The following is an 18,436-nucleotide window of genomic DNA, read 5'->3' on the forward strand; positions in this document are numbered from 1 at the left end:
GACCCCAACGATGACGCGTATTACCTGAATAAACGCGTTGTTTTTGAGTTCTTCGCGAGCAAGCCGCAAGCGGGCGCTCGCTCCTACAGTGGATCGGCACAAACAAAAATGCCCCGCACTTGGCGGGGCATTTTCAGTTCAACGGCTAACGATCACAGCCCGTCGAGCATCGCCTTGTTGCGCACGGCACCCTTGTCGGCGCTGGTGGCCAGCAGGGCGTAGGCTTTCAGTGCGGTGGTCACTTTACGTGGGCGCACTTCAACCGGCTTCCAGCCTTTTTTGTCCTGCTCGATGCGGCGTGCCGCCAGTTCTTCATCGCTGACCAACAGGTTGATCGAGCGGTTGGGAATGTCGATCAACACTTTGTCGCCATCCTGCACCAGGCCAATCGCACCGCCGGCAGCGGCTTCTGGCGAAGCGTGGCCGATGGACAGGCCCGAGGTGCCGCCGGAGAAGCGACCGTCGGTGAGCAGGGCGCAGGCTTTGCCCAGGCCCTTGGACTTGAGGTAGGAGGTCGGATAGAGCATTTCCTGCATGCCCGGGCCGCCTTTCGGGCCTTCGTAACGGATGATCACGATGTCGCCTTCTTTGACTTCGTCGGCGAGGATGCCGCGCACCGAGCTGTCCTGGCTTTCGTAGATTTTGGCGCGACCTTCGAACACGTGGATCGACTCGTCGACACCGGCGGTTTTCACCACGCAGCCGTCCAGGGCGATGTTGCCGTACAGCACGGCCAGGCCGCCTTCTTGCGAGTAGGCATGCTCGACACTGCGAATACAGCCGTTTTCACGGTCGTCGTCCAGGGTTTCCCAACGGGTCGACTGGCTGAATGCGGTCTGGGTCGGGATGCCCGCCGGGCCGGCCTTGAAGAAGTGGTGCACGGCTTCGTCGGTGGTCTGGGTGATGTCCCACTTGGCGATGCCTTCGGCCATGGTCTTGCTGTGCACGGTCGGCAGCTCGGTGTGCAGCAGGCCGCCACGGGCCAGCGAGCCTAAGATCGAGAAGATCCCGCCGGCGCGGTGCACGTCTTCCATGTGGTACTTCTGGATGTTCGGCGCGACCTTGCACAGTTGCGGTACGTGGCGCGACAGGCGGTCGATGTCCTTCAGGTCGAAGTCGATCTCGGCTTCCTGGGCTGCGGCCAGCAAGTGCAGGATGGTGTTGGTGGAACCGCCCATGGCGATGTCCAGCGTCATGGCGTTTTCGAACGCCTTGAAGTTGGCGATATTGCGCGGCAGTACCGAGTCGTCGTTGTCACCGTAGTAGCGTTTGCACAGTTCGACGATGGTGCGCCCGGCTTGCAGGAACAGCTGTTCGCGGTCGCTGTGGGTGGCCAGGGTCGAGCCGTTGCCCGGCAGCGCGAGGCCGAGGGCTTCAACCAGGCAGTTCATCGAGTTGGCGGTGAACATGCCGGAGCACGAGCCGCACGTCGGGCAGGCGCTGCGCTCGTACTCAGCGACTTTCTCGTCAGAAGCGCTGGAGTCGGCGGCGATCACCATGGCGTCAACCAGGTCCAGGCCGTGGGAGGCGAGCTTGGTCTTGCCGGCTTCCATCGGACCGCCGGAAACGAAGATCACCGGGATGTTCAGGCGCAAGGCGGCCATCAGCATGCCGGGGGTGATCTTGTCGCAGTTGGAGATGCAGACGATCGCGTCGGCGCAGTGGGCGTTGACCATGTACTCGACGGAGTCGGCGATGATCTCGCGGCTCGGCAGCGAATAGAGCATGCCGTCGTGACCCATGGCGATGCCGTCATCGACTGCAATGGTGTTGAATTCCTTGGCCACACCGCCAGCGCGTTCGATCTCGCGGGCAACCAGTTGACCCAGGTCCTTGAGGTGCACGTGGCCCGGGACGAATTGGGTAAAGGAGTTGGCAATGGCGATGATCGGCTTTTTGAAGTCGTCATCTTTCATCCCCGTGGCGCGCCACAGAGCGCGAGCACCGGCCATGTTGCGACCGTGGGTGGATGTTTTCGAGCGGTAATCTGGCATGAAGCACTCCGGGCGGCTAATCAGGTATCAAAAGGGAAGTGAGCTTCTATTGACGTCTGGAACACTCAGAAATAGCCGGGTGTCCGGAAGTTGCCGAGAACTTTGCGGGATCGCCGCGCGCTTCAGCTTGAGCTCATAAACCCGCCGGGGGATGACTGGCGATGAATCGTTCGATTCTACACCGCTGGCGTCAGGAAGGAATGGCTGCAAGCATTCACAATACGTTCGGCGACCACCCCCGTAGGAGCGAGCTCGCTCGCGATGAACCCGAGAACGCCGCGGGGTGTCAGGTTCCCCGCGTTATCGTTGACCACCATCGCGAGCGAGCTCGCTCCTACAGTATTAAATCCACATGGCATCCCACAGCGGATAGTCTCCAACTCGAGTCACAAGCCCGGCGCGCAAAGGGTTGGCGATGATGTATCGGGCGATGGCTTTCAGATCTTCCTCGCGACGCAAGGCCCGATCGAAGTAACCCTTTTGCCATAGCGTTTCGTGGCGACCTCTTTGCTGGTTGATGGCGCGAGCACTTCTGGATTTGGCCGCCTGCATCAGTCTCGGCAAATCACCGTTGTGCAATTCAACCAGCCAATGAAAGTGATCCGGCATGACGACCCAGGCTATTGAGGTGGCATTGCCGGCTTCATGAGCTCTTCTGAATTCACTCACTACCAAGCGTCCAACGTACAAATCATTGAAGATCGGTTGTCGTTCATGGGTGACAGCGGTCAGGTGATAGATACGACCGGATTGCGAGTGCCGACCTGTGCGTAATCGATGGGCTTTTGGCGTGTTGGACATTCCGTTGTCCTCTTCGGTGATGGGAAGAGAAAACGGTAGGCGTTGGGTGGGAGGTTGTCGCTTCGGCAGTGGATCAGAATGTGTCCTGCACCTGCACCTGCACCTGCACCTGCACCTGGAGCGAGCCCGCTCGCGATGAGTTCAATGACACCGCGGAGTATCAGGTTCCCCGCGTTATCGTTGACCCGCATCGCGAGCAAGCCGCAAGCGAGCAAGCCGCAAGCGGGCGCCGCAAGCGGGCGCCGCAAGCGGGTGCTCGCTCCTACATAGGTTTTGCGTTATCAGCTGTTGGGCAACAGCCGGCAGGTGATGCTCTTGATGTAGCGGGTTTCAGCAATGGCCGGGTGTACCGGGTGGTCCGGGCCCTGGCCGCCGCGTTCCAGCAGCTGGATGTTGCGGTCCAGGTGGCGGGCGCTGGTCAGCAGGATGTTCTGCAGGTCATCTTCGGGCAGGTGCATCGAGCACGAGGCGCTGACCAGGATGCCGTCCTTGTTGAGCAGGCGCATGGCTTGCTCGTTCAGGCGGCGGTAGGCGCCTTCGCCGTTCTTCATGTCTTTCTTGCGTTTGATGAACGCCGGCGGGTCGGCCACGATCACGTCGAAACGTTCTTCGCTGGCTTTCAACTCTTTCAGGGTTTCGAATACGTCGCCCTCGATGCAGGTCATTTTGTCGGCAAAGCCGTTCAGCGCAGCGTTGCGCTCAACGCCGTCGAGGGCGAAGGCCGAGGCGTCGACGCAGAACACTTCGCTGGCGCCGAATGCGGCAGCCTGCACGCCCCAGCCACCGATGTAGCTGTACAGGTCCAGTACACGCTTGCCTTTGGCGTACGGGGCCAGGCGGGCGCGGTTCATGCGGTGGTCATAGAACCAGCCGGTTTTCTGGCCCTGAATGACCGGTGCTTCGAATTTCACCCCGTTCTCTTCCAGCGCAACCCACTCCGGCACCAGGCCGAACACGGTGTCGACGTAGCGCTCGAGGCCTTCGGCGTCGCGCGCGGCGGAGTCATTCTTGAACAGAATGCCGCTCGGCTTGAGCACTTGGGTCAACGCGGCGATCACGTCGTCTTTATGGGTTTCCATGGTCGCCGAGGCGATCTGCACCACCAGGATGTCGCCGAAACGGTCGACTACCAAGCCCGGCAGCAGGTCGGAATCGCCGTAGACCAGACGGTAGAACGGCTTGTCGAACAGACGCTCGCGCAGCGACAGGGCGACGTTCAGGCGGTGCACCAGCAGCGACTTGTCCAGTGGCAGCTTGATGTCGCGCGACAGCAGGCGGGCGCAGATCAGGTTGTTCGGGCTCATGGCGACGATGCCCAGCGGCTTGCCACCGGCGGCTTCCAGGATCGCCTGGTCGCCGGCCTTGAAGCCGTGCAGCGGGGTGGCGGCTACGTCGATTTCGTTACTGTAGACCCACAGGTGGCCGGCGCGCAGGCGACGGTCGGCATTGGCTTTGAGGCGCAAGCTTGGCAGGGACATGACGTCGCTCCAGAAAAAAGAGCGGGAGTATACCCTGTTGCGCAGCCGTTGGCGGGCTCACCGGATGGACTGCGGGAGCGGTTTGAGGTGTCGGCAACCTGCGCTTAAGGGGTAGAATCGCCGCCTGTCCAGAGTGAGTACTTATGTCCCAAGAGCTATCTTCCGAACAGATTCAGCAGGCCCTGCAAGGCATCAGCGTTCCGCCTCAACCGCAAATCATGGTGGATTTGCAGATGGAGCAGTACATGCCGGACCCGGACCTTGAAGTGATCGCGAAGCTGATCTCCCAGGACCCGGGTCTCTCCGGCGCGTTGTTGAAAATCGTCAACTCGCCGTATTTCGGCCTGAGCAACAAGATTGCCTCGATCCAGCGGGCGGTGAACCTGTTGGGCAGCCGCTCGGTGATCAACATGATCAACGCGCAGTCGATCAAGGGTGAGATGAATGACGACACCATCGTCACCCTCAACCGTTTCTGGGACACGGCGCAGGACGTGGCCATGACCAGCCTCAGCCTGGCCAAGCGCATCGGCTCGCAAGCGGTGGACGAAGCCTATGCCCTGGGGCTGTTCCACGACTGTGGCGTGCCGCTGATGCTCAAGCGCTTCCCCAACTATATGGCGGTGCTGGAACAGGCCTATGCCAACGCCGGCGTCGATTGCCGGGTGGTGGACACGGAAAACCATGCGTTCAACACCAACCATGCGGTGGTCGGCTACTACACGGCAAAGTCCTGGCGCCTGCCGGAACATGTCAGCCACGCCATCGCCAATCACCACAACGCCCTGGCGATCTTCAGTGACGAGTCCTCGCGCAACAGTCAGTTGAAGAACCTGCTGGCGATCCTCAAGATGGCGGAACACATCTGTGCCTCGTACCGGGTCTTGGGCAACCAGACCGAAGACCACGAGTGGGACAGCATCGGTCACCTGGTGCTCGACTATGTCGGCCTCTCGGACTACGACTTCGAGAACCTCAAACAGACGATCCGTGAACTCGGCGCGCACCATTGAGCGCCGGACCTTTCCTGAGCCGAGTACGCCATGCCTGAATTACCGGAAGTCGAAACCACCCGCCGCGGGATTGCGCCCTACCTGGAAGGCCAGCGCGTCAGCCGGGTGGTGGTGCGTGAGCGGCGCCTGCGCTGGCCGATCCCCGAGGACCTCGATGTGCGCCTTTCCGGGCAGCGCATTGTGCTGGTGGAGCGGCGTGCCAAGTATTTGCTGATCAACGCCGAGGTCGGCACCTTGATCAGTCACCTGGGCATGTCGGGGAATCTACGCCTGGTGGAAATCGGCCTGCCGGCGGCCAAGCATGAGCATGTGGACATCGAGCTGGAGTCCGGCCTGGCCCTGCGCTACACCGACCCGCGCCGTTTCGGGGCGATGCTCTGGAGCCTTGACCCGCTCAACCACGAACTGCTGCTGCGCCTGGGGCCGGAGCCGCTGACGGACCTGTTCGACGGCGATCGCCTGTTTCAACTGTCACGTGGGCGTTCGATGGCGGTCAAGCCGTTCATCATGGACAACGCGGTGGTGGTGGGGGTCGGCAATATTTACGCGACCGAAGCGCTGTTCGCCGCCGGGATCGACCCGCGCCGCGAGGCCAAGGGCATCTCCCGGGCGCGTTACCTGAAGCTGGCGATCGAGATCAAGCGCATCCTGGCCGCCGCCATCGAGCGCGGCGGCACCACTTTGCGCGACTTTGTCGGCGGCGACGGCCAGCCGGGCTATTTCCAGCAGGAACTGTTCGTCTATGGCCGCGGCGGCGAGGGCTGCAAGGTCTGCGGGACAGAACTTCGCGAGGTGAAGCTGGGGCAGCGGGCGAGTGTGTTTTGCCCCAGGTGCCAGCGCTGATCCAGATGTGGCGGTGAGGTTGCTTATGGCCTCATCGCGAGCAGGCTCGCGATGGGGTCCTTACGCCTTGCCGGTAATGATCCGGTACTTTTCCATCAACTGCTCTTCAGTTTCCGGATGGGCTTCGTCCAGCGGAATGCAATCGACCGGGCAGACCTGCTGGCATTGCGGCTCGTCATAGTGGCCGACGCACTGGGTGCACAGGTTCGGGTCGATCACGTAGATCTCTTCGCCCTGGGAGATGGCGGCGTTCGGGCACTCGGGTTCGCAGACGTCGCAGTTAATGCAATCGTCGGTGATGATCAGGGACATTGGGGACTCCAGCCAGGGTCGTCGGCCCGGGCATCTGAAAACTAATGCGCACAATTGTGCCGCATTGACGCTGTAGGAGCGAGCTTGCTCGCGAAAAACGTCAGGGCGCTGTGTACTTTCTGATAGCACTGCGTAATCGTTGACGTTTTTCGCTGGCAAGCCAGCTCCTACAGTCGGGGTCTATTTCTTGAACCGGAGTGTAAGAGCATCGGCCACGGCCGGGTGGACGAATTTAGTGATATCGCCGCCCAGGGCTGCAATTTCACGGACCAACGTCGAAGAAATAAACGAATAGCGCTCGGACGGCGTCAGGAACAGGCTTTCCACGTCCGGGGCCAACTGGCGGTTCATATTGGCCAGCTGGAATTCGTACTCGAAATCCGACACCGCACGCAAACCACGCAGGAATACATTGGCATTCTGCTCTTTGGCGAAGTGCGCCAACAGCGTCGAAAAGCCGACGACTTCGACGTTCGGCAGATGTTTGGTGACCTCGCGGGCCAGCTCCACACGCTGTTCCAGGGGGAATAGCGGGTTTTTCTTGGGGCTGGCGGCGACAGCAATGATCACATGATCGAACAGGCGCGCGGCGCGTTCGACCAGATCGCCATGGCCCTTGGTAATAGGGTCGAAGGTACCTGGGTACAACACTCGGTTCATCGCGTCGTCCTGGCGGGAATCCGTTGGGGAGTCGGATGGTATCGCAGCCTTCCCGGTCGGCCAAGTCGCCATTGGGCTAAGAACGCACTATAGACCAGGCGAATATGCAGTTTTTTCATGGATTTCGCAGGCGTTCGGCCAGTGCGCTGGCCAATTGCGCGGTCAGCCCGTAGACCGATAGTTGCGGGTTGGCGCCAATGCTGGTGGGGAACAGCGAGCCGTCATGCACCGACAGATTGCGCAGTTGATGATGTCGTCCGAGGCTATCGGTCACGGCGTGGGTCGGGTCTTCACCCATGGCGCAACCGCCCATGACGTGGGCGCTGCCCAGGCGGGTGCGATACAGCTCCAGGCTCAGGCCGTCGATCAACGTGCGGGCTTCGGTGAGACTGTTGACGTAGCGCGCATCGGCGTGCATCGGCATGACGGCCTTGGCGCCACCGGCGAACTGGATCTCGGCCATGCTGTGAAAGGCCCGGCGTAGGCCGTCCCAGGCGTAGTCGGAAACCTGATAGTCGAGCACCGGCGTGCCGTCGCCGCGCAACTCGACGCTGCCGCCGCTGCTGTCCGGGTGGAAACCGTCACGCAGCAGGGCGAGCATGGCGTGGGTATGGGGCAGTTGCTGCATGTGCGCCGCGTTCTCGGCGCCGAAGCCGCCGAGCAGGGTCGCGGCCAGCGCCGGGTGCAGCGGCGGCACTTCGAGCTTGTAGGACATTTTGCCGGTGGCGCCGTCCTGCCATTGAAAGTGGTCGGAGTAAATCGACTGCGGCGCGCCGTAGAACGGGTTGATGACTTCATCGAACAGCCCGGCAGACATGTTCACCAGGTGCAGGAAGGTGCGTTTGCCGAGGCGCTCGTGAGGGTCGGGTGCCTTGGAACGCAGCAACAGCCCCGGGCTGTTGATCCCGCCACCGGCCAGCACATAGTGCCGTGCCTTGACGGTAATGGTGCGACCAGTGGGCGCCACGCAGCGTTCATCCATGGCCACGCACAGCAGGCCGGTGACCTGGTCGTCCTTGATCAACAGCTGTTCGGCGCGAGCCAGGTACAGCAGCTCGCCGCCTTTTTCCAGGGTCGCGGGAATGGTGGTGACCATCATCGACTGTTTGGCGTTGGTCGGGCAGCCCATGCCGCAATAACCGAGGTTCCAGCACCCACGCACGTTGCGCGGAATCACGTGCCAGCTGTAGCCGAGTTGCTCGCAGCCTTTCTTGATCACTCCGTTGTTGGCATTGGGTGGCACCAGCCAGGGTGCGACGCCGAGGCGTTGTTCCATTTTTTCGAACCAGGGCGCCATGTCCGCCGGGCTATGGCCCTTGACGGCATGCTCCCTGGCCCAGTGTTCGAGGGTCGGCTCGGGGGTGCGAAAGCTCGAGGTCCAGTTGATCAGCGTCGTGCCGCCCACCGCGCGGCCCTGCAGGATGGTGATCGCACCGTCCTTGCTCATGCGGCCGATGCCCTCCTGGTAGAGGTTGGCGTAGGCCTGGTCTTCGAGCATCTTGAAGTCGCTGCTGGTCTTGAGCTGGCCTTCTTCGATCAGCAGCACCTTGTAGCCGGCCGCACTGAGGATCTCGGCCGTGGTGCCACCGCCCGCGCCGCTGCCAATGATGGCGATGTCGGCTTCCAGGGTCAGGTCATTGGCCAGTTGTGAGCCGTTGTAGGTTTTCCAGCCGCGGGCCATGCCTTCGCGGAACGGATCGGGTACGGGCATCAGGGGCTCTCTTATATTTATCAGGTGGTGAAGGTGCCTGGATCTCAGACTTTCGGTGGCCCGGGATAGCCGCAATGGGCCCATGACTCGGCGCGGCTGTACCAGGCCATCATCACCAGTTGCAGGATCGAACTGTGGCCCATGCGCAGCAGGCTTAACGAGCTGTTCTGCCAGCGTTGCAGGAAGTGGCGGATGGCTTCGCTGCTGGCATTTTCCCAACTGCCCCAGATTCCGGTCAGTGGCCCGCGGGTGACTGCCATGCCCAGCACGTCGAACAGTTGCTGGGTCAGCTTGAGCATTTCTGGCGACAAGTGATCGAGGCCGTGGTCCAGGCTGCGCAGGGTTTGTTCGGTGGCGGCGGGGAGTTTTTCGGCCGCCACGGCGCCCTCGAGCATCACCGGCAACAGCGCCCGCAAAAAACTCAGGTCAGTGTCGCGGATAATCGCAAACCCGTTGGCCGGGCTGCTGGCCGAGCAACCGCTGAGGCTGGCGCCCAGGCCTGCGGTGGCGAGGAAGGCGCTGGCGCCGAGACTGAATTTGAGCAGGCCGCGCCGTGACAGCGCGGGGGCATCGCAAAAGCGTGGGTTCATTATTGTTTTTACCCGGCAGTGAAGGGTCAGCGGATGAACAGTTTCTGGATCAGCTTCTGGATCGACTTGCCATAGGGTGGGTAGATCAACTTGGCCGCGTTGAAGCGCTGCTTGATCAGCACGCCCTTGGCTTTGCTGAATGTCAGGAAACCTTCCCTGCCGTGGTAATGGCCCATGCCGGAAGCGCCGATACCGCCAAACGGCATGTCGTCCTGGGCAACGTGCAGCAGGGTGTCGTTGAGGCAGACCCCGCCGGAATGGGTTTCCTGGAGTACGCGATTCTGTTCGGACTTGTTGTAGCCAAAGTAGTAAAGCGCCAGTGGACGTGGTCGTTGATTGATGTAGGCAAATGCCTGGTCCAGGGTCGTGTAGGGCACCACTGGCAGCAGCGGGCCGAAGATTTCGTCCTGCATCACGATCATCTCGTCGCTGACATTCAGCAGCACGCTGTGGCCCATGCGCCGGTCCTGGTCTTGGTCGAACAGCGGGATCAACTGTGCGCCCTTGGCGCTCGCGTCACTCAGGTAGCTGTGCAGTCGCGCCAGTTGGCGTGGGTTGATGATGGCGGTGTAGTCGGGGTTGTCCGCCAAGGTCGGGTAGAAGCCACGCACCGCCTGGCGATAGGCCTCGACGAAGGATTCGACCCGGTCCTGCGGCACCAGCACATAGTCCGGAGCGACACAGGTTTGCCCGGCGTTCAGGGTTTTGCCGAAGGCGATGCGTTCGGCGGCATCCTTGAGCGGCACGTCGTGGGAGACGATGGCCGGGGATTTTCCACCCAGTTCCAGGGTTACCGGTGTCAGGTTCTCGGCCGCCGCGCGCATCACGTGCTTGCCAATGCTGGTGGCGCCAGTGAACAGCAGGTGGTCGAACGGTAGTTGGGAAAACGCCACGCCCACATCGGCCTCGCCCAGCACCACGGTCACCAGGTCCTGGGGGAAGATCTTGGCCAGCAGGAATTTAAGCAGCTCGCCGGTGGCCGGCGTGGATTCGCTGAGCTTGAGCATCACTCGGTTGCCCGCAGACAGGGCGCCGACCAGCGGGCCGATGGCCAGGTAGAGCGGGTAGTTCCACGGCACGATGACCCCGACGACCCCCAGCGGTTGGTAGACCACCTTGGCCTTGGCCGGCTGGAACGCCACGCCTACTTTGCGTGGCGAGGCTTTCATCCAGCCCTTGAGGTGTTTGCTGGCGTAATGAATGCAGTGCAGGCTCGGCATCAGTTCGGCGAGCAGGGTTTCATCGGCGCTGCGGTTGCTGAAGTCTGCGCTGATCGCTTCGATCAAGGCCTGGCGCTGGTCACTCAGGACGTCGCTCAACACCTTGAGCCACTGCTGGCGCTGGGCCGCAGGCGGCATAGGGTTGGCCGCATACGCCTGGCGCTGGGCGGTAAACAGGTCGTGAAGCTCACTCAATGGCTGCTGGGAGTCTTGCAGGTAGGCAATTTCGGCGGGCATGGTAGCTCCAGGTTTTTTTATAATGGAGAAGTTTTTAGAGTCTATGCTCTAAAAAGTCAAATGACTTCCTCGGGATGTGATGATTTATCCGCCGACGGATAGGTCGTAAGATGCCCGCAACGCACAGCAGAATTAAAGCTCAAGCCATGGCCCCACGAATAAAAACCAGCGAGCGCATCGTGCAGAACAGCCTGGAGCTGTTCAACCAGCAGGGTGAACGCAGTATCAGCACCAACCATATCGCCGCGCACATGGAGATATCCCCGGGCAATCTGTACTACCACTTCCCCAACAAGCAGGCGATCATCGCCGTGTTGTTCAGTGAGTACGAGGCTCTGGTGGAAAGCTTCCTGCGCCCGCCGCAAGGGCGTGCTGCCACGGTTGAAGACAAGCGTTACTACCTGCAGGAACTGCTGGACGCAATGTGGCGCTACCGGTTTTTGCACCGCGACCTGGAGCACCTGCTGGACAATGATCCGGAGCTGGCGGCCCGTTATCGACGGTTTTCCCAGCGCTGCCTGATCCAGGGCACGGCGATCTACGCCGGTTTTGTCGCCGCCGGCATCCTCGCCATGGACAAGGTGCAGATCGAATCCCTGACGCTCAACGCCTGGATCATCCTGACCTCCTGGGTGCGCTTTTTGTGTACCACCCGAGAAAACTCCAGCCACCTCAGTGAACAGGCCATTAAACGCGGCGTGTACCAGGTGCTGGTGCTGGAAGCCGGGTTTGTCACCGAACAATCGCGCGAGGAAATCGACGCCTTGTTCGAGGAGTATTACGTGCCGCTGGGCCAGGCCCTCGAAGAAGTGCAGTAGGATCGCGCCAAGACTTACCTCACAGGAGCCCGCTATGCCCATCGCGCAACTGATCAGCCCCCTAGCCCTGGACCAGAAAAAGGAGCAGGCCGCCCTGGTGATCCTGGATTGTCGCTTTGCCCTCGAAGATCCGGATTATGGCCAGCGCAGCTATGCCGAAGGGCATATTGCCGGCGCCTCGTTTGCCGATCTGGAGCGTGACCTCAGCGGGCCGGTGATCAAGGGTGTCACCGGCCGACACCCACTGCCGGACCCGCAGGCCCTGATCGAGCGCCTGCAAGCCTGGGGCATCGATAATGACAGCCAGGTGGTGCTGTATGACGACGGTCCAGGGGCGTATGCAGCCCGGGCCTGGTGGTTGCTGGCGTGGCTGGGCAAGCGTGACGGGGTGTTTATCCTCGACGGTGGCCTCAAGGCCTGGCACGCCGCCGGCCTGCCGCTGAGCCTGGATGCGCCGGGCAATACCCGTGGCACGTTCAGCGGTACCTCGGACGCGGCCATGGTCTTGAGCGCCGACCAATTGCAGCAACGCCTCGCCCGGCCGGAGCTGACCCTGCTCGATGCCCGTGGGCTGCCGCGGTTTCGCGGCGAGGTCGAACCGATCGATCCGGTGGCCGGGCATATCCCCGGCGCGTCATGTGCGGCCTTCACCGATAACCTGGGGCCGGACGGACGCTTTCTGCCGGCTGCGCAACTCCAGCAGCGGTTTGCCGAGAAGCTGGCGCAGCGCTCGCCGAGTGAACTGGTGGCGTACTGCGGTTCGGGCGTGACAGCCTGCCACAACCTGTTTGCCCTGTGCCTCGCCGGCTACCCGTTGGGGGCGCTGTACGCCGGCTCGTGGAGCGAATGGATCACCGATCCGCAGCGGGCGATTGCCATCGGCGACTGAGCCTTAAAGCGGTAACTGCCCCAGCAGCCAGCGCAAGCCAAAAAACACCAGCATGCCGCCACCGATGGTCGCCAACAGGTGGCGGGTGGTGGCTGCGATGGCGATGGCTGCCAACCCAGCCAGCAGGTAGGCATTGTTCATGGTCAGCGCCCAGTGCTGGCCATCGGGCAACAACATGCCTGGCACCACGATGGCTGTCAGTACCGCCGTCGGTACGTAGTGCAGCCCCTGGCGTACCAGTGGCGGGAACTTCAGGTTGGGCCAGGCGAACAGGCTGTAGCGCAGGGCAAACGTGATCGCCATCATTCCTAGAATCAGCCAGCCGTAACTCATGAGCGCAGCTCCCTGGCTTGGTGTTGCTGCAGTTGGCGGCGCTCCAGCAGCACGCCCACGGCGATCCCGCTGAACGCCGCGGCCATCAGGCCCAGTTTGTAGGGCCAGTGCAGGGTGGCCAGGGCTACGGCGCCGGCGGCCAGGGCCGCGGCAATTTGCGGCTGGTTGCGCAGCAGCGGCACGACAATCCCGATAAAGGTCGCCAGCATCGCGAACTCCAGGCCCCAGCTCGCCAGGTCCGGCACTGCCTGGCCAAACAGCACGCCGGCCAGCGAACTGCCCACCCAGCAGGCATACAGCGAGCTGGCGACGCCCAGCCAGTACCACTGCGCCAGGGGCTTGTCGCCGTGCAGCAGGTAAAACCGCTGGACCACGGCAAAGGTTTCATCGGTCAGCCAGAAGGCCAGGAGTAGCCGCCAGTGCTGCGGCAGACGGCCGACATGGGGCTGCAGGGTGGCGCTGTAGAGCACATGACGCAGGTTGACGATGAAGGTGGTCAACAGGATCACCAGCACACTGGCGCCGGTGCCCAACAGGCTGAGGGCGATCAGTTGTGCGGAGCCGGCATACACCAGCAGTGACATGCCGACCGCCTGCCACAGCGTCAGGCCCGCCGCGCCGGCCAGGGTGCCGAAGATCAGGCCGAACGGCAGGATGCCCACCGCCATGGCGAAACTGTCGCGGATACCACGGGAAAAAAGTTGCTGACGGGTCATGGAGACTCTCCTTGTGCCGGCATCTTGCGCGACGGGGCAAAGAGTTGTCTTGAACGATCTTGCAGATTTCCCTCAGGGGTTGGGTGGCATCATTCTGGCGGTGCGGTAGGCGCCGGGGCCGACGCCGTAGACCTTCTTGAATTGCCGGCTTAAATGGCTCTGGTCGGCAAACCCCAGTTGTGTGGCAACCGCCAGCGGCAGGCAGCCTTCGCGCAGTAACGCCCGGGCCTGGGCGATGCGCTGTTGCATCAGCCAGGTGTGCGGTGGCATGCCGGTGGCGTGGCGGAACACTCGGGCGAAGTGGAAGGGCGACAGGTTGACCGCCGCCGCAAGCGCTTCCAGGGACGGCGGTGCGGCCAGTTGCGCATGCAGCAATTCCTTGGCCCTGGCGATCGCGCGGTGCTCTCGGCCCGGCTGCCCAGGCGTGGCCACGGCGGCATGGCGTTGCAGCAGCGAGAGCATCGTTTCCCGCCACAGGGTTTGTTGTTGCAGGGCGCTGGCCGGGCTTTCCAGCAAGCGGTGCAACTGACAGAAACCACTGACCAGGTCCGGGTCGCGATACAGCGTGGCGCCGAAAGCCGGCAAGCTGCGGGAGGGCAATTCGAGTTCGGCCAGCAGCCCGAGGATCTGCCCGTTGTCCGGGTAGAACGCGCGGTACAGCCAGCCATCCTCGGTGCCCTTGTGCCCGGTGTGCAGTTCGTCCGGATTGATCACCACCAGGGTGCCGCTGCCGGCCAGGTGCTCGGCACCGCGATAACGGTAGCGCTGGGCGCCCGCCATGATCATGCCGATCACAAAGCCGTCGTGCACATGGGGCACGAAGCGTTGCTCGATGTAGCGCGCCGACAGCAGTTCGACCCCGGCCAAGGGGGCGGTGTGCCAGAAACGGATCGACTCGCCCGATTGACTGTCCATGGTCCTAGTCGCGCCCCGGCTGGGCCAGCCACTGGGGGATGCGCCGTTCCAGGTAATAACCCGGGGTGCGCAAGGTGCCGTCGACAAAACCGACGTGCCCACCCTTGGCCTGCAGCTCGAAGCGGGTGCAGGTCGACAGCTCGCCGGCTTCAGGCAGGCTGTGGGGGTAGACGAAGGGGTCGTCGGCGGCCTGGATGATCAGGGTCGGGGTGCGGATTTCACCGAGGAAATAGCGGCTGGAAGCGCGTCGGTAGTAGTCCTGGGCATCGGCGTAGCCATGCAGCGGCGCGGTGACCCGACCGTCGAAGTCCCAGAAGGTGCGCATCTTGTCCAGCGAGCCGAGGCTGGCCAGGGTCGCCAGGCCTTCGTGGCGTCCGTCCTGGAGAAACTGGCGCTGCTTGTTCTTGATGTACGCGAGCATTTCGCGCATGAAGTGCGCCTGGTAGACCTTGGAAAAGCCCTGGCCGATGCGGTCGGCGCACTGATCCAGGCGAAAGGGCACCGAAACCGCCACCGCGCCTTGTAGCTGGCTGGCGCTGCCGGTTTCGCCCAGGTGTTTGAGCAGGATGTTGCCCCCCAGGGAATAACCGACCGCATACAGCGGGGCCAGGGGGCGCGTTGCCCGCAGGTGGTTGATCGCCGCGGCGAGGTCCTCGCTGGCGCCGGAGTGGTAACTGCGTGGTAGCAGATTTGGTTCGCCCGAGCAGCCGCGCCAGTTCAACGCGGCGCTGGCCCAGCCTTGTGCGGCGAGGGCACGTTGCAGGCCAGCGACATAGGGCGAATTGGAGGAGCCGGTCAGCCCGTGCAGCACCAGTACCAGGGGCGCGTCGACGCTGTGCGGGCCGTGCCAGTCGAGATCGAGGAAGTCGCCGTCGTCGAGCCACAGGCGTTCGCGCTGCCGCTCCAGGTGGGTGGTCTTGCGCCACAGCGGCCCCCACAGGGTTTGCAGGTGCGGGTTGCCGAGGCCAAATGCCGGGGTGAAGGGGCTTGCCGGTGCTGGGGAGGGTTGGGGCACGACGATCTCGTTGCTGCGGATGGACAAGGTGGCAGAACGAAGTGCTCGTTCTGCCGGTGCAACTGGAAAACTAACTTGCCACAATCTGCTCCTCAGCGCGACACATGCCCAGGCCGGCTCGATCGACGGGTTCTGGCAGGGCTTGCTGGGTCGTGGTCGGCCCCAGCGTGACCACGCTCCAGTGATCAGCGTTGTAGTGCCGGTTGAGTGCCGCCTTGATTTGCTCGACCGTCAACGATTGGGCTTGATGCTCGGAAAAATCCAGGTCGAAGGGCAAATCATGACGGCTGATCTCCGACAGTCCGGAGAGTATCTGCGCATTGCTGGCACTGGCCAGTGCGGTACTGCCGAGGATCAGGCGCTTGGCGTCGTCCAGTTCCCGCGGGGTCGGCCCGGTGTGCAGGTAATCGCGGAACAGGCTTTTGATCAGGGTTAGCGTGCCTTCGCTGAATTGCGGTTGGGTTTGCACATGGATCCCCGTGGGATTGGCCCATTGCTTGTCGGCAGTTTCCATGGACACGCTGTAAGTCAGGCCGCGTTTCTCGCGCAGTTCTTGCATCAGCCGCGATCCGGAGCTGCCACCGGCGAATATCAGGTTGGCCACCTTCAGTGCCACATAGTCGGGGTGCTTACGGCTGACACCGAGTTGCGCCAGTATCAGGTGGGTCTGGTTCTGGGCTTGCTCAATATGCCGCGAGGCTACGGGGGGCGGCGTGACCGGGAGATCCGGCACGGTCGACGTAGTAGGTTTGACGGGCAAACTGTTACTGATTTGCAGACTAAGGTCCTGCGCTTGTTTCAGGGTCAGGTCCCCGACCAGAGTGATCTGGGTGTTGCCTGTGTGGTAATTGGCTTTGTGGAAGGCCTGGACCTGTTCACGGCTGAGAGTTGCCAGGTCCTGCGCTGTTCCGTAGATCGACTGGGCATAGGGGTGGCCGTTGAACAATAGTCCGCCCATGCCCCGGAACACCTTGGTCAGTGGGTCTTGCTGCTGGCTCTCAATAATCTGCAGCAGCTCGCTCTTGACTCGCAGCAAAGCGTCATCGGCCAGCAGCGGCTGGCCAAGCATCTGCGCGAACAATTGCAGGGCCGGTTCACGCTTTTGCGGCGCACTGAGGCTGCGCAACGAGAACCAGGTGCGGTCATGGTTGATGCCCATGCCCCAGCGGGCCCCAAGACCGTCGAAGATTTCATTGGTCTGCGCCAGGCTCTTGCCCTGGATGCCTTCGTTCAACAGGCTGAACGTGGCGGCGGCCAGGGCCGGATGTTGTGGATCTCGTGCACTGCCTGCGGCGAAGCTGACGAGCACGTCGAACATCGGCAGTTCCGACGTCTGGATAAACAGCACCTTGGTTCCTGTCACGGTTTTCCAGGCCTGGATCTTCAGCGCGCGTGGGACGGATGGCGTCGCCGGCGACTGGGCCAGTGATTGCAGTTTCGACCCGGCGGGGGGCGATGGGGAGGGTGGCTGGGCCTGGGCTGACAGGCAGCAGCAAAAAATCAGGCTGATCAGCGGTTGCACATAACGTGAAGGTGCGGACTTATTCATGGCTGTTCTCCGGCATTAGGTGCGCCACGCTCATGCGTTGTCGAGTCAGATAGGTTACGGCCGCCTGCTGGATATCCTTGGCACTCACCTGGTTCAGTGTCTCGATGTCTTCTTCCATGAGGCGCCATGACAGGCCAATGCTTTCCAGCGTGCCCATTCGCGTGGCTTGCTCAGAGATCGAGTCTTGCTGGTACACCTGGCTGGCAATCAGCAAGGTGCGCGCGCGCTCCAGTTCTTCGGGGTCGGGGGGCGTGGTTTTCAGTTGTTCTATCACCTGCCAGATACGCGCCTGAGCCTGGTCCAGGCTGATCCGCTGATGGCTGTTGAGTTGAGCGCTGAGTAACAGCAGGCTGTCGCCACGGTTGAACGGGTCGTACCCGGAAGATATCTGGGAGAACAGGTCCTCATTAAATTGCAGGTGCTTTTTCAAGCGAGCACTGTTGGACCCGGCTAGCAGTATGTCTAGCAACCGCAAGGCCTGCACCGTACGCCGGTCGGGCGCAGTGGTCAGGCTGGGCAGGTTGAAACTCATGAGCAATTGCGGCGCATGAATGGCTTGGCTCAAGGCGATTTTGCGCTCGCCGGGCTCGGCCAGTTCCAGAGGGGCGTACACCTGGGGCAGGGTCTTGCGGGGAATGTCGCCGAAATAGCGTTCGACCAAGGGTTTTATCTGGCCCAGGCTGACATCACCGACGATGACCAGGGTCGCGTTGTTGGGGGCGTACCAGCGTTGGTACCACTCGCGTAGCTGGGTCGCGCTCATCCTTTGCAGGTCGTGCATCCAGCCGATGGTCGGCGTGGCATGGGCGCTGGAGGGGAAGGCAATGGCCTGCAGCCGCTCCATGGCCAGGCCTTGGGGCGCGTCATCGGTGTGTTCGCGGCGCTCTTGCTTGATCACTTCGATTTCAGTGGCAAACGATTCGGTGCGCAGGTGCGCGGTGGTCATCAGGTCGGCCATCAGTTCAAACGCCACGCCCAGGTGATCGGGTGCCAGGGTTTGGTAGTAGGCAGTGTAGTCGTTGCTGGTGACGGCGTTTTCCTCGGCGCCGAGCCGCTCCAGGATGGCCGAGGCTTCACCGGCGCAGGTTTTGCTGCTGCCCTGGTAAAGCATGTGTTCGAGTGCATGGGACAGCCCGGACTGGCCCGGCGGTTCCTGGCTGGAACCGACTTTGATCCACAGCTGGGAGGTGGCCACGGGCGCGCGGTGGTCCTCGCGAACTACGACTTTCAGGCCGTTGTCCAGGCTGAACTCATGGGTGGTTGACGCGCTGGCCGTGAACGCCATCATGGGCATCAGCCCACTCAGGAGCAGCAGGGCGCTGCAGTAGATGTTCATTGGATG

The 18,436-nt window shown here is 62.3% G+C and carries 18 protein-coding genes; 4 read left to right on the forward strand and 14 right to left on the reverse strand.

What is annotated here, in order from left to right; all coding sequences use genetic code 11:
- Positions 1-152: 152 nt before the first annotated feature.
- The 3 genes from ilvD to ACIOVD_RS00495 all read right to left on the reverse strand — a co-directional run bounded on the left by ilvD (position 153) and on the right by ACIOVD_RS00495 (position 4,273).
- Positions 153-1,994: a dihydroxy-acid dehydratase gene (gene ilvD / locus ACIOVD_RS00485; protein WP_095164607.1), complete on the reverse strand. Its 1,842-nt coding sequence runs from the start codon at positions 1,992-1,994 to the stop codon at positions 153-155.
- 342 nt (positions 1,995-2,336) lie between these two features.
- Positions 2,337-2,795, reverse strand: a complete 459-nt coding sequence (locus ACIOVD_RS00490; protein ID WP_095164603.1) for an REP-associated tyrosine transposase — start codon at positions 2,793-2,795, stop codon at positions 2,337-2,339.
- A gap of 281 nt (positions 2,796-3,076) precedes the next feature.
- Entirely contained in the window at positions 3,077-4,273 is a 1,197-nt protein-coding gene (locus ACIOVD_RS00495) for a class I SAM-dependent rRNA methyltransferase (RefSeq protein ID WP_401125482.1), read from the reverse strand.
- 143 nt (positions 4,274-4,416) lie between these two features.
- On the opposite strand from ACIOVD_RS00495, the gene ACIOVD_RS00500 reads away from it, so the two are divergent.
- Both ACIOVD_RS00500 and mutM read left to right on the forward strand, forming a co-directional pair.
- Entirely contained in the window at positions 4,417-5,286 is an 870-nt protein-coding gene (locus ACIOVD_RS00500) for an HDOD domain-containing protein (RefSeq protein ID WP_095164599.1), read from the forward strand.
- 30 nt (positions 5,287-5,316) lie between these two features.
- A complete protein-coding gene (gene mutM / locus ACIOVD_RS00505; RefSeq protein WP_095164595.1) occupies positions 5,317-6,129 on the forward strand; it encodes a bifunctional DNA-formamidopyrimidine glycosylase/DNA-(apurinic or apyrimidinic site) lyase in 813 nt (270 codons plus the stop codon).
- Between the two features lie 60 nt (positions 6,130-6,189).
- Here the strand turns inward: mutM and ACIOVD_RS00510 are convergent, their stop codons facing one another.
- The 5 genes from ACIOVD_RS00510 to ACIOVD_RS00530 all read right to left on the reverse strand — a co-directional run bounded on the left by ACIOVD_RS00510 (position 6,190) and on the right by ACIOVD_RS00530 (position 10,859).
- Positions 6,190-6,441: a YfhL family 4Fe-4S dicluster ferredoxin gene (locus tag ACIOVD_RS00510; protein ID WP_038358877.1), complete on the reverse strand. Its 252-nt coding sequence runs from the start codon at positions 6,439-6,441 to the stop codon at positions 6,190-6,192.
- Positions 6,442-6,621: 180 nt separating this feature from the next.
- Positions 6,622-7,101: a pantetheine-phosphate adenylyltransferase gene (gene coaD / locus ACIOVD_RS00515; RefSeq protein ID WP_040071510.1), complete on the reverse strand. Its 480-nt coding sequence runs from the start codon at positions 7,099-7,101 to the stop codon at positions 6,622-6,624.
- 115 nt (positions 7,102-7,216) lie between these two features.
- The gene (locus tag ACIOVD_RS00520) at positions 7,217-8,812 is read right to left on the reverse strand and encodes a GMC family oxidoreductase N-terminal domain-containing protein (protein WP_401125487.1); all 1,596 of its coding nucleotides are present in this window, start codon (positions 8,810-8,812) and stop codon (positions 7,217-7,219) included.
- Between the two features lie 44 nt (positions 8,813-8,856).
- Positions 8,857-9,402, reverse strand: coding sequence for a twin-arginine translocation pathway signal protein (locus tag ACIOVD_RS00525; RefSeq protein WP_401125490.1), 546 nt, complete (start codon positions 9,400-9,402; stop codon positions 8,857-8,859).
- Between the two features lie 26 nt (positions 9,403-9,428).
- Positions 9,429-10,859 (reverse strand): coniferyl aldehyde dehydrogenase, encoded by a 1,431-nt coding sequence (locus ACIOVD_RS00530; protein WP_401125493.1) that lies wholly within the window; start codon positions 10,857-10,859, stop codon positions 9,429-9,431.
- Positions 10,860-11,005: 146 nt separating this feature from the next.
- On the opposite strand from ACIOVD_RS00530, the gene ACIOVD_RS00535 reads away from it, so the two are divergent.
- Both ACIOVD_RS00535 and ACIOVD_RS00540 read left to right on the forward strand, forming a co-directional pair.
- On the forward strand, positions 11,006-11,677 hold the full coding sequence (locus tag ACIOVD_RS00535) for a TetR/AcrR family transcriptional regulator (protein ID WP_095164574.1): 672 nt from the start codon (positions 11,006-11,008) through the stop codon (positions 11,675-11,677).
- Between the two features lie 34 nt (positions 11,678-11,711).
- On the forward strand, positions 11,712-12,566 hold the full coding sequence (locus ACIOVD_RS00540; RefSeq protein WP_401125495.1) for a sulfurtransferase: 855 nt from the start codon (positions 11,712-11,714) through the stop codon (positions 12,564-12,566).
- A gap of 3 nt (positions 12,567-12,569) precedes the next feature.
- On the opposite strand, the gene ACIOVD_RS00545 is transcribed toward ACIOVD_RS00540, so the two are convergent.
- From ACIOVD_RS00545 to ACIOVD_RS00570, 6 genes are all read right to left on the reverse strand, one after another.
- Complete coding sequence (locus ACIOVD_RS00545) at positions 12,570-12,899, reverse strand: AzlD domain-containing protein (protein ID WP_401125498.1); 330 nt, start codon at positions 12,897-12,899, stop codon at positions 12,570-12,572.
- Positions 12,896-13,615, reverse strand: a complete 720-nt coding sequence (locus tag ACIOVD_RS00550; RefSeq protein ID WP_401125500.1) for an AzlC family ABC transporter permease — start codon at positions 13,613-13,615, stop codon at positions 12,896-12,898. The genes ACIOVD_RS00545 and ACIOVD_RS00550 overlap by 4 nt, the downstream gene beginning before the upstream one ends.
- A gap of 72 nt (positions 13,616-13,687) precedes the next feature.
- Positions 13,688-14,530 carry an AraC family ligand binding domain-containing protein gene (locus ACIOVD_RS00555; RefSeq protein ID WP_401125502.1) on the reverse strand — a complete coding sequence of 281 codons (843 nt, stop codon included), beginning with the start codon at positions 14,528-14,530 and terminating at the stop codon, positions 13,688-13,690.
- A gap of 4 nt (positions 14,531-14,534) precedes the next feature.
- Entirely contained in the window at positions 14,535-15,545 is a 1,011-nt protein-coding gene (locus ACIOVD_RS00560; protein ID WP_401125504.1) for a hydrolase, read from the reverse strand.
- A 70-nt stretch (positions 15,546-15,615) separates the two neighbouring features.
- On the reverse strand, positions 15,616-17,094 hold the full coding sequence (locus tag ACIOVD_RS00565) for a M16 family metallopeptidase (RefSeq protein WP_401125506.1): 1,479 nt from the start codon (positions 17,092-17,094) through the stop codon (positions 15,616-15,618).
- Complete coding sequence (locus ACIOVD_RS00570; RefSeq protein WP_401125508.1) at positions 17,087-18,430, reverse strand: M16 family metallopeptidase; 1,344 nt, start codon at positions 18,428-18,430, stop codon at positions 17,087-17,089. The genes ACIOVD_RS00565 and ACIOVD_RS00570 overlap by 8 nt, the downstream gene beginning before the upstream one ends.
- Positions 18,431-18,436 lie beyond the last annotated feature (6 nt).

Origin of the sequence: Pseudomonas sp. NPDC087626 (genome assembly GCF_044743405.1) — a bacterium.
Classification (GTDB): domain Bacteria; phylum Pseudomonadota; class Gammaproteobacteria; order Pseudomonadales; family Pseudomonadaceae; genus Aquipseudomonas.

Excerpts from the sequence above, each read along its gene's own strand:
- ACIOVD_RS00490 (WP_095164603.1), bottom strand. The coding sequence starts at position 2,795 with ATGTCCAACACGCCAAAAGCCCATCGATTACGCACAGGTCGGCACTCG.
- ACIOVD_RS00565 (WP_401125506.1), bottom strand. The coding sequence starts at position 17,094 with ATGAATAAGTCCGCACCTTCACGTTATGTGCAACCGCTGATCAGCCTG.
- ACIOVD_RS00520 (WP_401125487.1), bottom strand. The coding sequence starts at position 8,812 with ATGCCCGTACCCGATCCGTTCCGCGAAGGCATGGCCCGCGGCTGGAAA.
- ACIOVD_RS00530 (WP_401125493.1), bottom strand. The coding sequence starts at position 10,859 with ATGCCCGCCGAAATTGCCTACCTGCAAGACTCCCAGCAGCCATTGAGT.
- ACIOVD_RS00525 (WP_401125490.1), bottom strand. The coding sequence starts at position 9,402 with ATGAACCCACGCTTTTGCGATGCCCCCGCGCTGTCACGGCGCGGCCTG.
- ACIOVD_RS00555 (WP_401125502.1), bottom strand. The coding sequence starts at position 14,530 with ATGGACAGTCAATCGGGCGAGTCGATCCGTTTCTGGCACACCGCCCCC.
- ilvD (WP_095164607.1), bottom strand. The coding sequence starts at position 1,994 with ATGCCAGATTACCGCTCGAAAACATCCACCCACGGTCGCAACATGGCC.
- ACIOVD_RS00510 (WP_038358877.1), bottom strand. The coding sequence starts at position 6,441 with ATGTCCCTGATCATCACCGACGATTGCATTAACTGCGACGTCTGCGAA.
- ACIOVD_RS00570 (WP_401125508.1), bottom strand. The coding sequence starts at position 18,430 with ATGAACATCTACTGCAGCGCCCTGCTGCTCCTGAGTGGGCTGATGCCC.
- mutM (WP_095164595.1), top strand. The coding sequence starts at position 5,317 with ATGCCTGAATTACCGGAAGTCGAAACCACCCGCCGCGGGATTGCGCCC.
- ACIOVD_RS00495 (WP_401125482.1), bottom strand. The coding sequence starts at position 4,273 with ATGTCCCTGCCAAGCTTGCGCCTCAAAGCCAATGCCGACCGTCGCCTG.
- ACIOVD_RS00540 (WP_401125495.1), top strand. The coding sequence starts at position 11,712 with ATGCCCATCGCGCAACTGATCAGCCCCCTAGCCCTGGACCAGAAAAAG.
- ACIOVD_RS00500 (WP_095164599.1), top strand. The coding sequence starts at position 4,417 with ATGTCCCAAGAGCTATCTTCCGAACAGATTCAGCAGGCCCTGCAAGGC.
- ACIOVD_RS00545 (WP_401125498.1), bottom strand. The coding sequence starts at position 12,899 with ATGAGTTACGGCTGGCTGATTCTAGGAATGATGGCGATCACGTTTGCC.
- ACIOVD_RS00550 (WP_401125500.1), bottom strand. The coding sequence starts at position 13,615 with ATGACCCGTCAGCAACTTTTTTCCCGTGGTATCCGCGACAGTTTCGCC.
- ACIOVD_RS00535 (WP_095164574.1), top strand. The coding sequence starts at position 11,006 with ATGGCCCCACGAATAAAAACCAGCGAGCGCATCGTGCAGAACAGCCTG.
- coaD (WP_040071510.1), bottom strand. The coding sequence starts at position 7,101 with ATGAACCGAGTGTTGTACCCAGGTACCTTCGACCCTATTACCAAGGGC.